The sequence below is a fragment of the Microcystis sp. M015S2 genome (assembly GCF_020245945.1).
Taxonomy (GTDB): Bacteria; Cyanobacteriota; Cyanobacteriia; order Cyanobacteriales; family Microcystaceae; genus Microcystis.
In genome coordinates this window covers 132956-148026 of sequence record NZ_JADBTX010000018.1, presented here as the reverse complement: position 1 = coordinate 148026, position 15071 = coordinate 132956, and the positions used below count along the sequence as shown (strand labels likewise).

The 15071-nt window shown below is 41.9% G+C and carries 13 protein-coding genes and 2 pseudogenes; 9 read left to right on the top strand and 6 right to left on the bottom strand.

Features of this window, described 5'->3' with window-relative positions; genetic code table 11:
• Positions 1-112 precede the first annotated feature (112 nt).
• Positions 113-355, bottom strand: coding sequence for a hypothetical protein (locus tag IM473_RS22670; RefSeq protein ID WP_407069729.1), 243 nt, complete (start codon positions 353-355; stop codon positions 113-115).
• A 49-nt stretch (positions 356-404) separates the two neighbouring features.
• Between IM473_RS22670 and IM473_RS04635 the strand changes: the two are divergent.
• From IM473_RS04635 to IM473_RS04625, 3 genes and pseudogenes are all read left to right on the top strand, one after another.
• Positions 405-755 (top strand): annotated as a pseudogene (locus IM473_RS04635) (helix-turn-helix domain-containing protein); the annotation flags it as partial.
• A 357-nt stretch (positions 756-1112) separates the two neighbouring features.
• Positions 1113-2078 (top strand): o-succinylbenzoate synthase, encoded by a 966-nt coding sequence (locus IM473_RS04630; protein WP_287658848.1) that lies wholly within the window; start codon positions 1113-1115, stop codon positions 2076-2078.
• A complete protein-coding gene (locus IM473_RS04625; RefSeq protein ID WP_287658846.1) occupies positions 2054-3403 on the top strand; it encodes a 2-succinylbenzoate--CoA ligase in 1350 nt (449 codons plus the stop codon). The genes IM473_RS04630 and IM473_RS04625 overlap by 25 nt, the downstream gene beginning before the upstream one ends.
• Positions 3404-3478: 75 nt before the next feature.
• On the opposite strand, the pseudogene IM473_RS04620 reads toward IM473_RS04625, so the two are convergent.
• Positions 3479-3796, bottom strand: a pseudogene (locus IM473_RS04620) (helix-turn-helix domain-containing protein); the annotation flags it as partial.
• Positions 3797-4039: 243 nt separating this feature from the next.
• Between IM473_RS04620 and ahcY the strand changes: the two are divergent.
• Positions 4040-5317: an adenosylhomocysteinase gene (gene ahcY / locus IM473_RS04615; RefSeq protein WP_002795864.1), complete on the top strand. Its 1278-nt coding sequence runs from the start codon at positions 4040-4042 to the stop codon at positions 5315-5317.
• A gap of 101 nt (positions 5318-5418) precedes the next feature.
• Entirely contained in the window at positions 5419-6024 is a 606-nt protein-coding gene (locus tag IM473_RS04610) for a DedA family protein (RefSeq protein ID WP_002784839.1), read from the top strand.
• A 90-nt stretch (positions 6025-6114) separates the two neighbouring features.
• Here IM473_RS04610 and IM473_RS04605 read toward each other — a convergent pair whose 3' ends face one another.
• A complete protein-coding gene (locus tag IM473_RS04605; protein ID WP_002763361.1) occupies positions 6115-6339 on the bottom strand; it encodes a hypothetical protein in 225 nt (74 codons plus the stop codon).
• A 599-nt stretch (positions 6340-6938) separates the two neighbouring features.
• Between IM473_RS04605 and IM473_RS04600 the strand changes: the two genes are divergently transcribed.
• Both IM473_RS04600 and IM473_RS04595 read left to right on the top strand, forming a co-directional pair.
• Positions 6939-7163 (top strand): DUF433 domain-containing protein, encoded by a 225-nt coding sequence (locus tag IM473_RS04600; protein ID WP_002734651.1) that lies wholly within the window; start codon positions 6939-6941, stop codon positions 7161-7163.
• A gap of 71 nt (positions 7164-7234) precedes the next feature.
• The gene (locus IM473_RS04595; protein WP_238560392.1) at positions 7235-7498 is read left to right on the top strand and encodes a DUF5615 family PIN-like protein; all 264 of its coding nucleotides are present in this window, start codon (positions 7235-7237) and stop codon (positions 7496-7498) included.
• Between the two features lie 239 nt (positions 7499-7737).
• Here the strand turns inward: IM473_RS04595 and IM473_RS04590 are convergent, their stop codons facing one another.
• A complete protein-coding gene (locus IM473_RS04590; RefSeq protein ID WP_024969942.1) occupies positions 7738-8643 on the bottom strand; it encodes a metal ABC transporter permease in 906 nt (301 codons plus the stop codon).
• Positions 8644-8778: 135 nt separating this feature from the next.
• On the opposite strand from IM473_RS04590, the gene IM473_RS04585 reads away from it, so the two are divergent.
• Both IM473_RS04585 and IM473_RS04580 read left to right on the top strand, forming a co-directional pair.
• The gene (locus tag IM473_RS04585; protein ID WP_002734244.1) at positions 8779-9297 is read left to right on the top strand and encodes a cofactor assembly of complex C subunit B; all 519 of its coding nucleotides are present in this window, start codon (positions 8779-8781) and stop codon (positions 9295-9297) included.
• A gap of 7 nt (positions 9298-9304) precedes the next feature.
• On the top strand, positions 9305-9712 hold the full coding sequence (locus IM473_RS04580; RefSeq protein WP_287658840.1) for an acyl-CoA thioesterase: 408 nt from the start codon (positions 9305-9307) through the stop codon (positions 9710-9712).
• Between the two features lie 202 nt (positions 9713-9914).
• Here the strand turns inward: IM473_RS04580 and IM473_RS04575 are convergent, their stop codons facing one another.
• Both IM473_RS04575 and IM473_RS04570 read right to left on the bottom strand, forming a co-directional pair.
• Positions 9915-11837 (bottom strand): hypothetical protein, encoded by a 1923-nt coding sequence (locus IM473_RS04575; RefSeq protein ID WP_287658839.1) that lies wholly within the window; start codon positions 11835-11837, stop codon positions 9915-9917.
• A 107-nt stretch (positions 11838-11944) separates the two neighbouring features.
• Positions 11945-14914 carry a DUF6603 domain-containing protein gene (locus IM473_RS04570; protein WP_287658838.1) on the bottom strand — a complete coding sequence of 990 codons (2970 nt, stop codon included), beginning with the start codon at positions 14912-14914 and terminating at the stop codon, positions 11945-11947.
• Between the last annotated feature and the right edge of the window lie 157 nt (positions 14915-15071).

Here is a 15071-nt window from a genome sequence, read left to right as displayed (position 1 = left end):
TGGCCTTATCAGGCTTGAAATCCCCTGTTAGTAAAGGTTACAGCCCTTACAAGCCCCTTTTGGAAAAATTTCCAATTTCCTTAATCATGCTTGCTGCCAATAATGTGTTAATTTAGATACAGAATTGAATTCCGTGACAGCACTGGGGTAGCGAAAAGCGCTCGCTCCAGTTTTTTTTATCTAAATCGGGGTTGGGGGTTAGGGGGAGTAGGGAGAAAAAAGCTGATGGCTCTCTTGGGTTTGAATGTATTCTAAGATACAGTCCTGCGGGGGAGCGAATGGAACGAACCACAAAAACACAAAGGACACAAAGATTGATCGCTACCATTGAAAATATGGCAATTATTGGAGCCATGAGGTACAATAGAAGGCAAATAGACAAATAATTGCGGGACAGAGCAGACATGAGACCCTATTCAGTAGATTTTCGCCAAAAAATTATCGATGTCTGGGAAAAAGAAAAAATTTCTATTCGAGAACTAGCCAAGAGATTTAATGTGGCCAAAAGCTTTATTCAAAAGTTATTGAAACAATATCAAGAAACTGGAGATATCCGTCCTCGTCCCCAGGGAGGCAGTCCCCCAAGCAAGTTAAATAGTGAGCAATTAGTAATTCTTGTCGAAATCATCGAAGCTAACAGGGATGCAACCCTGCAAGAATTATCTAACTTACTCTATGAAAAGACAGAGATTAAAGTCAGTAGAGCCACCCTAGGGCGAATTACGAAAAAACTGAATCAAAGTTTTCCCAAAAAATTCCACAGGAGTCCGAGAAAGTTGGAGAAAAAGTAACATGGTTTCCCATTTGCTTGTCGATGAAGTATTGAGCAATTGAGTCGAACAGAACAAAACCTCAAAAAAGAAGCAAAAATATGGCGATATAGTCAATATTTATCGAGTGCATCTCATCTGTGAGACTTTCTCCCACTTATAATCAGCAGCAGAAGTTATTAAAAGAGGGTGAATGCAATTCGTCCCTACAAGCCCAAAATATGATATAGATATTTCTATAAAATTGAGATGCAGCCTTTCACTGATTACTGTTTACTGATCACTGAAAGGTCTCCTGTCTCGACTAGGAAATTAATTTTTCACGACTACTTATAGTTAATCATGTATTTCTGGCAATTTCGTGTTTATCAGCGTCCTTTGCTGCGTCCCCTACAAACCCATCACGGACTCTGGCAAATTAGGCAAGGAATTATTATTCGCTTAGAAGCTGAAGATGGACGTATTGGATGGGGAGAAATTGCTCCTTTACCTGAATTTGGTTCAGAAACATTATCGGCAGCAATATTATGCTGTCAAAGTCTCAAAAATCCCCTATCAATAAATTCAATTTTTTCTATTCCTGAACAATTTCCCGCTTGTCAATTTGCCTTTGAATCAGCTTTAGAAGATTTAAGTATAGAAAATCAATCAAGAGAATTAGAACCGAAAAAGTATAGTTATTTATTGCCCACTGGTGCGGCAGTATTTCCCTGTCTGGATGATATTTTAGCCACCAATCAAACTAATACTTATAAATGGAAAATTGGAGTCAATTCTCTCAAGCAAGAGTTAAACTTATTTGAAAAATTAATTACCCGATTACCCAGGAAAATTAAATTGCGTTTAGATGCCAATGGGGGATTAAGTATTACTGAGGGTAAAATCTGGTTAAAAATTGCCGATGAATCTAAAATAATTGAATTTATCGAACAACCTTTACCCCCGTCTCAATGGTTAGAAATGTTGCAATTAAGTCAAGATTTTACCACAGGGATTGCTTTAGATGAATCCGTAGCCAATCTTCGACAAATAGAGGAATGTTATCAACGGGGATGGCGAGGAATTTTTGTGATTAAACCTGCTATTACTGGTTCAATACAAGGGTTAAGAAATCTTTGGAGAAAATATCCCTTAGATTTAGTATTTTCCTCGGTTTTAGAAACTAATATCGGCAGAAAATCCGCTCTACGTCTAGCACAAGAATACCCCAGAAAGGAGCGAGCTTTAGGTTTTGGTGTGCAACAATGGTTTAATAATAGTGACCCCGATTGGTTGGAAAAACTGTGGACGACATCAGCGAACAATTAGCATATCTCAGTCAAAAAGATTGGTTATATGGATACAATAGCCAGAAATTTTATCAATTATATCAGTCCTATTCTCGGCAATTTATCGCCGCAGATAATCCTCGATTAACTCTACTTCTGTCCGAAGGCAATCCCCTTAAATTCTTAGCGATATTCTTGGCTGCCGTCAGGGTCAAAAGTTGCCTATTTTTAGCTAATCCCGACTGGAAAAATAACGAATGGGAACAGGTTTTCTCTCTGATGCGACCCGATTATATTTTTGGCGAAAATATCAAGGTTTTTAACTATAATTCTCCTCCTGTCAATCCTGGGACTAATTCTCTGATGATACCCACGGGAGGAACATCGGGAAAAATTCGCTTTGCTATCCATAACTGGTTAACTTTAACTGCTTCTGTCAAAGGTTTTTCTGAATATTTTCAAGTCAAGCAGGTTAACTCTTTTTGCCTACTGCCCTTATATCATGTTAGTGGTTTAATGCAGTTTCTAAGAAGTTTTTTAACAGGGGGAGATTTTGCTGTTATTCCTTACCATAAAATCAAGCAAAAGCGCATAAATACTCTCAATCTTCAAGATTATTTTATCTCCTTAGTCCCCACTCAATTACAATTTTTTCTAGAAAATGATCCTCGATGGTTAGCCAATTTTAAAACAGTTTTACTAGGAGGTTCCCCTGCATGGCCATCTTTATTAGAAAAAGCTAGAGAATATAATATTTCCCTATCTCCCACCTATGGAATGACAGAAACTGCCTCACAAATTGTCACTCTTAAACCAGAAGATTTTCGACGAGGCAATAATAGTAGTGGACAGCTATTACCCCATGCTCAGATAAAAATTAATCCCGATAACCAGAAAATTATTATTGAAGCGAAATCTTTATTTTTAGGTTATTATCCCCATCTTAATCAAGCAAGCTACTTCGAGACCGATGATTTAGGTTACTTGGATGAAAGTGGTTATTTATATATCATTGGCCGCGATAGTCAAAAAATAATTACTGGAGGAGAAAATGTTTATCCTTTTGAGGTAGAAACTGCCATTAGACAAACTAATTTAGTTAAAGATGTGGTGGTTTTAGGATTGCCAGATTCTCGATGGGGACAGGTAATTGTGGCTTTTTATGTACCCGTCAACTCTCAGATATGCCAGACAATTATTCAATCCCAGATTAAAGATAAATTAGTCAATTATAAACTGCCGAAACATTGGATAAAATTACCAGAGATACCAAAAAGTCCCCAAGGGAAGATTAATCGAACCACTTTAATTAAATTAGCTGAAACTTGTTTTGACACCGAGTCAAACCCCGGACGATACTTATAGCAGTTATCTTAATGGTGAGTTATGAGATAACCACTGTCTTCTATGCTGGTAGTTAAAGGATGAAAACGAACTCGACGCTTTTGCTTGTCGTAAAGCATAGATAGTATCGGCGGCCAAATTTTCGATTTCAAAGTCTGGCAAAGTTCTAAATTCTTGTTTTTCCTCCGCTTCTAGGGGAGGTTCTCGGAAAAAGAATAAAGCGAGAGGACGTTTATATATTTCTGCTAACTTTTCCAATTGACTATAAGCAGGAAAGTCCTCTCCTGGCTCCCATTTCTCGATAACAGAAACATCTTTTTTAAACTTGACCGCCACAGACTCAAGAGAATATGTCGCCCTTTCTCTTGCCCACTGGATTATCTTGGGATTAACGCCTGTCAGTTTCTCGCCCATCGGTTTATCTTATCATCACCAGATAGAGATTTCTAGCTTAATTGAGCTACCGCAATAGTTTATTTATACTATATAATTACCCAAAATAGAGACAATGTACTGAGTTCTGGATAGGTCAGCGAGGGATTGATAACTTTTTCCTATATAAAAAACCAGTGAAAAGCTTGACATTGGCCAAAATCCCCGGACAATGTTAAGTTAAATTAACCAATAGCCAAGGCTTGTATTTAAGGAAAACCCCTTATGGTAGCAACACCAGTTCAACAGAAATACGACATTAAAGATATTAGTTTAGCCCCCATCGGCAAACAGCGCATCGAATGGGCCGGTCGGGAAATGCCAGTTTTGCGTCAATTAGCCGAACGTTACGCCATCGAAAAACCCTTTGCTGGACTGCGTTTAGTCGCTTGCTGTCACGTTACCACCGAAACCGCTAATTTGGCCATCGCACTCAAAGCCGGTGGCGCCGATGCGTTACTAATTGCTAGTAATCCCCTTTCCACCCAGGATGATGTGGCCGCTTGTTTAGTCGCTGATTACGGCATCCCCGTTTATGCAATCAAAGGGGAAGATAACGACACCTATCACCGTCACGTTCAAATCGCCCTCGATCATAAACCCCAGATTATCATCGATGATGGTTGTGATGTGGTAGCCACCCTAGTTAAAGAAAGAAGTCACCAATTACCCGACATTATCGGTACTACCGAAGAAACTACCACCGGTATCGTCCGTTTGCAAGCCATGCTCAAAGCCGGGGTATTATCCTTCCCCGCAATGAACGTTAACGACGCAGAAACCAAGCATTTCTTTGATAATCGCTACGGTACAGGTCAATCTACCCTTGATGGTATCATTCGCGCCACCAATATCCTCCTCGCCGGTAAAACGGTGGTTGTGGCTGGTTATGGTTGGTGTGGTAAAGGTGTGGCTATGCGGGCCAAAGGTTTAGGCTCTAATGTAATTGTCACCGAAATCAACGCCGTGCGGGCCATTGAAGCAGCGATGGACGGTTTCCGGGTTATGCCCATGGATGAAGCCGCTAAAGAAGGCGATATCTTCATCACTGTCACTGGTAACAAGCACGTTATCCGGGCCGAACATTTCGACCTGATGAAAGATGGGGCGATTGTTTCCAACTCCGGTCACTTTGATATTGAAATCGACCTGCAAGCTTTAGGCGCAAAAGCCGATAATGTTAAGGAAGTTCGCAACTTTACCCAACAATATAGACTAAAAAGCGGTAAATCCGTCGTTGTTATCGGTGAAGGTCGCCTAGTTAACCTCGCCGCCGCCGAAGGTCATCCTAGTGCCGTTATGGATATGAGTTTCGCTAACCAGGCGATCGGTGTAGAATATTTGGTTAAAAATAAGGGTAAATTGGCCCCCGGTATCTACTCGATTCCCTACGAATTAGACCAAGAAATCGCCCGTTTGAAACTGCAAGCCATGGGGATTGAAATCGATACCCTCACCGAAGCCCAATTAGAATATATCAACTCCTGGACTTCCGGAACCTAATATCAGTTATCAGTTATCAGTTATCATTTTACTGTTAACTAAAAATACTTCTCCAATCTCCTTTTTTTACTTTAAAACTGTTTTCTAAATCCTAAAAAATTATGACTGAATGGATTACAAATACAATGACTTCTATGGGCTATTTAGGCATAGCCCTATTAATGTTTTTAGAGAATCTTTTTCCTCCCATTCCCTCGGAATTAATTATGCCCCTGGCGGGTTTTACCGTCCATGAGGGACAAATGGAATTTATTCCGGCAGTCGTAGCGGGGATTTTTGGTACGGTCATCGGAGCGCTACCTTGGTATTATCTCGGTCGGGTTGTGGATGAGGAAAAAATCGAAAAACTAGCCGATAAATACGGCAAATGGATTACCGTTTCCGCTAAAGATATTCAAAAAGCCAATCAATGGTTTAACCGTCACGGTAGCAAAGCGGTTTTACTCTGTCGTTTGGTCCCCGGAGTACGAACTTTGATTTCCCTACCCGCCGGAATGAATCACATGGCGATGATTCCCTTTTTAGTTTACTCCACCATCGGCACGACCCTCTGGGTCGTTTTTTTAACGGCAGCAGGTTACTTTTTAGGGAAGAATTACCCCCTTGTGGAAGAATATCTGGCTCCCGTCTCAAAAATAGCTCTACTTGTCCTGGTTATCTGGTTTATCCTCTGGATTATCCGCAAACGTAATCGCCGGTACGAGTAGGTGTTGATGAGAGGTGGTGCGTTACGACGGATTGTCACCTTCGAGTCACAGCAGCAATTTTTGCCGTCTAACGCACCCTACGTTTTACTACTAATCACGCCGGCTACTCAAGACGGCCGTGATCAGCAAATAGGCCAGCGTCACCCCGATACTGATCTGGAAGGAATAGGGAGCGGCGCGGTATCGATACCAACTAGAAAAAGATTCAAGAATTCTCAGGGTGAACAACACTACCCAATTTAAGGAAAGCATTAGGAGGTAAAAAAACGCCCCGACTCCCAACGACTGCACAAACCGATTTTTTAATAAATCCATAGCCCTAACCAAGTTAACTAGAACTCTTGCAAATTAATTATATGTTATAATGATAGGCTGACTAATTTTCCAAAAAAATTAGCATTACTTTTCTCTATCAATACTAAACAAAAGCACGATACTGAGAATAATAGGAATTGTCGGTAATGCTTCATCCTCAGAAAAGGGAAACTCAACTGTACTAGGCATGAGCAGATGCCCCTTGGTCATCCTGAATCATCTGCCCCAGGATGTTTGCTGCTGCTGTTGCGTCGTAGGGCCACCAAATTGGGTACTCTGATGCGGAGAAGATGACTTGTAGTTCAGCGTCTGGGATTTGTGTGGCCAGGAGTTTAAAGAGTGATAATTTGTCTGACTGGCTCAGATTGTTGACCAGAGGAATTAACTCAGCGAGTGACATGGCTTAAACTTCTAGATGTGCGAGAATAAATTGATCATATCCAAAAAGGTGGTGTGGTGAGGAATCATCGTCCGGCCCCGGCGGTGAGGATGTCAAAATTTTTCATAATTGACAGGGTGGGCTATGCCTACCCTATTTTGTTGAAACTTTTAGCACTCTAGTTCACAATAAAGGTAAAGATCGTAAGAGCTACCTTGTAATGGCGGAATTGCTTTCAAGAATTACAGTTAATCCTCGGCAGTGCGGTGGTCGTGCCTGTATTCGAGGAATGAGAATCCGGGTATCAGATGTGTTAGATCTATTCGCGGCAGGTTTAAGCGCGAGAGAAATTCTAGATGAAATGCCTGATCTTGAGGCCGATGATTTGAAAGCAGCGCTTTTATATGCCTCGCGGAAGCTTAATCACCCGGTTTTAGTGGCATGACAATTTGGGTTGACGCACATTTGTCTCCTGCAATTGCAACCTAGATTAGCACTACACTTGAGATTGAAGCTGTGGCTTTGCGTGATCTTGGACTGAGAGATGCTGAAGATACTGAAATCTTTCAGGTTGCAAAAGCTCAAAGAGCTATCCTAATGACCAAAGACAGCGATTTTGTAGATTTAGTTGAGCGACTTGGTTCGCCCCCACAAATTATTTGGCTGACTTGTGGCAACACCTCTAATGCCCGGTTGCGTGAAATCTTGAGTGAGACTTTACCCAGGGCTTTAGAACTTTTAGCTGCTGGTGAGACATTGGTAGAAATTAGCGGAGACTAGCTGTACAGGCTAATGAATCCAAGAGCTACCCAATACAAGAGGTCAAATGGCTATTTTCCAATATCAGATTCTTGTGGGGAAGAATTAACCTAATGCTGTGGTCTGGTATGTCGCTTAAGTACAATATGAAACGATGAAATCAACACAATATCAGAGTAAGAGCCTCGAAAAATCTGGCAAATTATCGCAGTTATCTCGGCCGTCGGCTTTTTTTGGTCACTCCCACCTTCTCCTGCAAACTAACGTCTTCTCAACAAATTTTTTATCTCTACCCAGATAGAAAGTTGACCACCTAGACTAGCGGGATGAGTGAAAATTCCTTGACGGGGACTGAATAAAAAGGCCAACATAAATAGGGTAAAAGCGACAAGCACGATCGCCGGTCCAGAGGGTAAATTCCAGTAATAACTTAAATACATCCCACTGATACTAGAAATAATACCCACACCCACACCCACACCCATGACCTGATGGAGACGGGTAACTAAAAGATAAGCAGTGGCTGCGGGGGTAATCAAAAGGGACAAAACGAGGATTACTCCCACCGCTTGGAGACTAGCAACGATTGTCAGACCGATCAGGAGCATTAAGCCTAAATCTAACAAATTTACTGGTAAACCCGCCGCTTGCGCCCCGATTTTGTCGAAAGTGTAGAATAATAGTTCTTTATACAGGAGCAAAACGGTTAATAAAACGATAACGGCAATAATTAGGGTATCGCGGATGTCGGCAGCAGTAACACCCAGAATATTGCCGAAGAGAAAGTGATTAAGGTCAATTTTGTTGTTTTTTTGGATGAGAGTGATCAGGGTGATGCCAAGGGCAAAAAAAGCCGAGAAAACAATACCCATGGCCGCATCTTCTTTGATTGGGGAACGATTACGGATCAAGTTAATCAGTAGGGTACTGACCATTGAGGCTAGTAAAGCACCCAGTAGCAGATTAAAATTACCAATAAAAGCGATCGCTAATCCGGGTAAGACCGAGTGACTGATGGCATCGCCCAAGAGGGCCAAACGTTGTACCATTAGGTAGGTTCCCACCACCGCACAAATGATCCCGACGATGATAGCTTCAATTAGGGATCTCTGCATGAAACTATACTGTAAGGGTTCGATTAATCCTGTTAATAGATTGTTGCCCATGAATCTGCCTTGGGGTTAAATTTTTCTGATTCTCGATCGAGGTTTTGCTCCTAGGGTCTATCTTCTAAATCGGGGGAGAAGATAGGTTAGGATAATTAGGATTAATTGTAAGTTTTTTTGCTCCCAACCGCCGCCATGGATACCCCCGTTCTTTCCTCAACTTTTTTTCTGACTCTCCTGCTCATGGTGGGATTATTCTTTTTTATTCGCGGTTCCGTCAAAGAGCGCATCGAACAGCGTGTCTATCTTACCAGTACCAGTGACGACCAACTATTAGAACAACTGCGAGATTATTTTGACCGACGTTCCTATCAAGTCAAGGCGATCGAACCCGAACAGAATATTGTCAGATTACAGGGGTTTGTGCCGCCCAGCCCCTTTCTAGCGATATTTTTGACAATTTTGGCGGCCTTGGGTTTATTTTGCTTCTCACTGGTGTTATCGGTGTTATTTCCTGATACTAATCCCTATATTTTTGCTCTTGTGGGTTTATCTCCCCTCGCGGGTGTTTTCTATTGGCAAAAAGTCGGCCGTTTAGAAGAAGTGGCTTTTAAAGTGGAAAGCAAATCTCAGCAAACGGAATTAACTGTCAAAGCCCATCGGGACGAGTTAAGACAACTACAAGATAGTTTAACCTTTCTGGAAAGACAATAAGCTTTTTATGCCCTATGAACGCCTAATTTATCTGGCCGATACCGATGCGGCCGGTGTGGTTTACTTTGCCCATCTTCTCTCGATCTGTCATGAAGCCTACGAGTTTTCTTTAGCACAATTTGGCATCAATATCAAGGATTTTTTTAAAGATTCTCCGGTTGCCCTACCGATTACTCAAGCGGAAATCCAGTTTTTTCGGCCTCTTTTTTGTGGTGATCGCATACAGATTGATTTCACTGCTCGATCCCTGAGCGAAAACGAGTTTGAATTGCAGTATAAAATTTATTTGACTGAAATCATGGTGGGAAAAGCGAAAACCCGCCATGTCTGCATCGATCCCACCGCTAGACAAAGAATCTCTTTCCCAGAATCTTTAAAAAATTGGTTAATATATTCATCTCAAATGTCGGGGTGAAGACCCTCGCTTTTAGCGATGGGAGTGTCAAAAATATACATCTCCAATAATTGCCAAAATAATGGCTCCTTACTACAAGCTGAGCAAAAATCTTTTCTGGAGAGGTCTAATAGACATCGACCGAACTGAGGAACCATCAGCCTGAATTACCGTGACAAAATCCGCGTTTGGGACCGCGACCTCAACAACCAATCTAAATATTCTACAGCTTAGCGATGAATCTAACTTTAGGTGATCCCTCAATCATAGTTGCTGCAAATTGAGCAGAAGTGAAATTATTTGCAAGTTGTAAAGCCGCTTTGAGCCTGTTGGCCATGTCTTCAATATTAATCACTCCTAGATCATTGCGGAAAGGAACGTCGATATTACCATCCATTTGCCCACCGTCGAGTTTTCTTAACCCTTTAGTAATCTTAGTTCCTGTTTTAATCGGATTTACACCACAATTAACGGATGATGCTTTAAGGGAAAGGTCAAGGGTTTTGACTTCCCCCGCAAACAAACAGAGTAGGATCTGATCTGATAGGAGATCTCTTCGGATTATCTTTAGTTTATTCTCCGATACAGTAAAATTATCGCCAGTTACGGGCTCGCTGTAACCGTCTATTTCTAAACCAGGCCAACCGGATACGACTTCTGAGCGTAACAAAAAGCCGGTAATAGTTTGATCAGCGTAAGCTCTGCCCCGCCTTAAACTCCGAGTTTGAACATCTATTCTTAAGTCTTCTTTAGTAACTCGTCCGATACTAAAAGCCCCATCTTGTAAACAGTCAACCCAATAAGAGTCCACCCAAAAGAAGCGTAGAGATTCGAGGGGAAGTAACCGCTCATCAGGAACCAGATAGTTAAAAGGAACGTTTTTAAGTAATTCCAAATCTTGAAACCAAGTAGCGATCGCTGTTGGTAGTTCCTGGTTAATTTCAGGTGTATCTTGAAAAGGTAGATGAAGTATATGTTGCTGTATCTGATGTAAGTCGTGAGCTTTGGAACGTTTCCAGTTAAAAATCTCCACAGCAAGGGGTTGATTTTGTAGAGTCAGCATTCGTCCTAATTGCCAAGCCATAGAGTATGAAACGTCAAACATACCCGTATTAGGATCATAACGCATCAACTCATCAGCCATTGCGACAGAAGCGGCTAGGTTATCTTGGCTTTGTCCTGTACTTAAAGGACTATGATACCAAGAAACGGTTTGAGATCCTTGTCGTAGATCGTGGTGCAGAGGTACATAACCCAAATCTATATATTTCTTCGCTGCATCATTGCCTTGGGATGGCAGTCTGAGGGTGTCGGGGTCGTGATCAATTTCTTCGAGTAAGGCATCGAAATTGTACTTACTATCAACACAGGTAAAGCTCCAACTGGTAAGGCTGACTAAACGGATTAAATCGTTATTTCCTGCACCTTGATAGTTAAATTTTTCATCATTATTATTATAGCGCTCTTCTAGGGCGACTAAATGCACCGTACTCATTTCCCCTTTCTTCGGTAAGCGGCTGCCCAAAATAGTAGCTAAAGGCTCACTGAGAGAGTCTCTTTTATCGTTAGTTATTTGGTTAACATAAGCAAGGAGAGTTATATCTTTCTCCGTGGGTAGAATCTGTTCTAAAATGTGTTTAGGGACATCAATTACAGTAAGCTCATCTTCATCTTGTTGTCCCGGTTCATATTGAAATGTGGGGAATTTAATATTACTAGAAGTGGGTTTAAGATCCTTTAATTTGATCGTTTGTGGCTCAGGTTTTTCCGAGTCACGAAACAGAAGAAGAGCTAACCAAGGTAGATCAGGATTTGTTGCTTTGATAGTACGCTCCCAAGGCAGAGTACCCCTTTTGAGGATGATATGAGGTAAGGCATTAGAATACTCCCCTAAGTTTCCCGCAGGGGGAAAAACAGCATAAATGGCATCAGGAGTGAGGGGAGCAAAACGGTGGCCACTTACATAAAAAGTAAGCTGTTTTTTGAATGTCTGCTCAGGGATTTTGTTAGATGTTGATGGTGTTGATGGTGTTGATGTTGTGGTTTTAATAGTTTGCTCAACCTCGATGGTATAAATACCACTTTCTAGGGGAGGTTGACGATGTTCGATGAATTGAACTTTAATGTTAGTAGGTGTTGTGGACATGAAGATTCATCCTCTTGGTAAATAAATAGGGAATGGCCAGTTATTGGGATTGACTATTGCTATCAACTTCAACAGGGGCGAACCCCGAGGCATCGCCCCTACTGGAATTAGGCTTTAACTTGCGGTGCAATGACAAAAGAATTAGCGACAGAATCGGTTAATTTAACATCATTGTCGGGATTAAAGCCGAGAGATTGTAAAAGATTCGCACGATTATTCTCAGTATTGGTGCTACGAATGCTGTTTTTAATCGCAGTAGTTCTATTGTCTTGATTATCGACTGAAATACCGGCGAAATCTGTCATTGTTTGCCAAGCATAAACCTTATTTATGGATTTGGTATAGTGTAGCAACTTGTTAACATCAATACTATTAGTGCTACAGACATCTTCCTTAACTTGAGGAACAATACGGAAACCAGAGAGGACATTCTTGACAAATTGCTCATCGTTAGCTCCTGGGGGAAGAAGTCGCTCTGAACCGAAGAGTTTTATCACCTTAGCATTGCCCCAAAGTCCGCTTGGCAAATCTTGAATGACTCGGATAAATTGGAACTTGTCTTGAGAAACGGTTACTGAGCTAGTTCCTCCTGTTTCCTGCCGTTTAATGTTAATGTTGTAGGTCGTGTTTAGTTGGTTATCTTTAATGCCCATAGAAGAAATCCCAAACTTGGTGTTTGCATCGCCAAGATCGAGAGATTCGTTATTGTAAGATGCTTTCTTGGTAGGTATAACAGAATTAACCACCACCTCTAACTCCTTGGGATTAACGACAAAGGCGACTTCTTTGGTTGTTGCGGGTGAGAGTTGTTTGGTGACTCCCTGATTGATGATGACACTACAAACGTCTGCACCTGTTGGGGAACCTTGGGCTGTGGATTCGGAGGTAGCAGCGGGTAAGAAGGAGGCTTGGAAACTTTCCCAGTCGATAGGCTCTGGTAAGCGAGAAGATTGAGCGCCAAATTCGACAGTCACTTTGACGAACACAATCGTAAATTTGGCTGTACCGGCAAATTCTGGTCCCCAAATCCTCAATTCAACCCCTAAACTAACTGGCCCGAGTATTCCATAGCCGGCTCGGATCCGCACTTGTACGAAGATATTGTAGTAGTAGGGCTTCCAAGCAATGAGGAAATGAGCCTCAGCCACAAAGTCAGCCCACAGTTTACCGAGTCGGAAATTGGCTTCTAGTCGGCCACCTGCCATGATGGCATGAGCGCACAGAGCAAAATACTTCTCGCCCTTGAGGGATAGACAGTTTCCTATTTTCCAGTGGAAACCGAGACGAGGAACGGTAGGATAGTGGGCAGGTTTTTTGAACTCTGGATGATAGCCACCTAAAGTAATGACAAAATCCCCAGCATGAGGGCCGTCAAACCATAAATAGGCGGCAAAGCCGCCGGTTACGCGACAATCTGGGGATAGGATATAACAATCTGAAGCTAATTGAGCTTCTATGGCGATGACTCCTTCAATCAGAGAAAATCTGGCTCTTAGGAGCATTGTCATACTGAGAATGCAGCTTGTATTTTTCGAGTCTTTTGCCGGGGTGGGAATTTTCATCTTGGCCACTCCCAACAAGTTGATCTCGAAACCTTCCCCAAAGGCGATAGTTAGCAAGGCAAAGCAGTCTAACATCTTGAAGCAGTTAAACTTGAGTCCGATGGCCACAAAGCCGGAGCCGATGGATACAACCATGTATTGATCCATTTGGCTCAGTTGTTCGGTAATCAGTTCACTATCTTCAGAAAATTTACTTTGGGAGCCGCCGATGGCTTGGGCAACAAGAGGAAAGTCTGTTAATTGGTCGATGGAGGGTACTTTCAGATAGCGGTTGTAGCCGAAACCCAGAGCAAATCCGGTGATAATGAAGGACGGATCCAGCATTATGGTAAAGTCGAGAACGGCATACAAAAATAGAGAGGGTTCGCCTTTATAGTAGGTATAGGCCCCGATAGCAGTGACACCAAAAGTTTTACCCGCTAGATCAAATTTGAGGCTGGCTAAACCTAGATATTCTGTATATTTTACGCCATCTTTTTGTTTTTCGGTACGCAATAAAGCACCGCTTATTTCAAAAGCCGGACTCTTGTACTCTATGCCAATCCCCGACATCTTAAAGGATGGCTTTAAGTCAGCTAGGCCAATCCCGACACCTAAATCGTCACAAGAGAGGGTCAAGCCAGAAATTTTGAGGGCGGCATCAATTAAGATGGCTATTTCTCCCTTGTTTCCTGTTGTTTCATATTTGAAGCCAATCTGTTTGAGTGAAAACGGTCCGAAGGTTTTGTCTAGATCAAACCAAACAGCTAATTCACTGTTGGTAACTTCTTCTTCTTCTCCACCCGGAGCTAATTCTTCCTCTTGTGTTTGTGCTTGTTCTTCTTCTTCTTCTTCTTCTTCTGCTTGTGGACTTACTGGTAAGCTCAAAATCCGAGAAGTATCAGGTAATCCTAATTGGCCGGAGAAGCTGAAACCTTTACGGACAGATCGTTTTGCTTCGCTTTCTTCTGTTCCCTCTTTTTTAGGAACAGGTAGCGGGGTGATGTTGTCAGGGATTTTGTCGTTTAAAAAGCGAAATTCTTTGATGGTAAAAGCTTTAGAAGCGGCGATAATTCGCAGGAATGGAACTATTTCTTCTTCTGCAAGCTTCTTGGGTATTAAATCACCAACTACGGGGAGGGATCCTAACTTGATTTTGGTTCCAATATCTAGATCTAGGGCAAATAGCCATTGTGCTTTTTGACTTTTGGGGGTTTCTTTTCTGTAAATTACCATCAAATTTTTGAAGTTGATGGATTGCTCCTGGAGTCCCTCTGGTAACAGGTCAGCCATGCTTGCATCGAGGATTTTCATCAAATCCTGAAGGGTGATTTTGAAGGGTTCCTGTCTTTCTTCTTGGTAAGCTGTATAAGCGACAACGGTTTTGCCTTTACCCGGTGATTCATCAGGTTTAACTTCATATACAAAGTCGATGTCTTTGCCAAGGGAAACTTTGATGTTTTTAAGTGTTCCCTGTGGGGCTTCTAGCGCTTTGTCTAGCTCTTCTTTTAATTGAGGTTCGGTGTTAGTTGTCATGGTTTTTTGGGGGTTTGGCAAGGGGTTTAAGTACAGGACAAAAAGCTTCAAGCGAAATTTTTGAGTTTTGGTCAGCCATCTTAAGTAATCATCTTCTCATGTTGAATGAGATTGTTGGGTTTGATACTCTAAAGATTTGACTTTTTCTGCTAACTCT

Bases quoted from the DNA above. Each gene is read 5' to 3' on its own strand.
- IM473_RS04570 (WP_287658838.1), bottom strand. From the start codon at position 14,914: ATGACAACTAACACCGAACCTCAATTAAAAGAAGAGCTAGACAAAGCG.
- IM473_RS22670 (WP_407069729.1), bottom strand. From the start codon at position 355: ATGGCTCCAATAATTGCCATATTTTCAATGGTAGCGATCAATCTTTGT.
- IM473_RS04585 (WP_002734244.1), top strand. From the start codon at position 8,779: ATGGATACCCCCGTTCTTTCCTCAACTTTTTTTCTGACTCTCCTGCTC.
- IM473_RS04610 (WP_002784839.1), top strand. From the start codon at position 5,419: ATGACTGAATGGATTACAAATACAATGACTTCTATGGGCTATTTAGGC.
- IM473_RS04605 (WP_002763361.1), bottom strand. From the start codon at position 6,339: ATGGATTTATTAAAAAATCGGTTTGTGCAGTCGTTGGGAGTCGGGGCG.
- ahcY (WP_002795864.1), top strand. From the start codon at position 4,040: ATGGTAGCAACACCAGTTCAACAGAAATACGACATTAAAGATATTAGT.
- IM473_RS04590 (WP_024969942.1), bottom strand. From the start codon at position 8,643: ATGGGCAACAATCTATTAACAGGATTAATCGAACCCTTACAGTATAGT.
- IM473_RS04630 (WP_287658848.1), top strand. From the start codon at position 1,113: ATGTATTTCTGGCAATTTCGTGTTTATCAGCGTCCTTTGCTGCGTCCC.
- IM473_RS04575 (WP_287658839.1), bottom strand. From the start codon at position 11,837: ATGTCCACAACACCTACTAACATTAAAGTTCAATTCATCGAACATCGT.
- IM473_RS04580 (WP_287658840.1), top strand. From the start codon at position 9,305: ATGCCCTATGAACGCCTAATTTATCTGGCCGATACCGATGCGGCCGGT.
- IM473_RS04600 (WP_002734651.1), top strand. From the start codon at position 6,939: ATGGCGGAATTGCTTTCAAGAATTACAGTTAATCCTCGGCAGTGCGGT.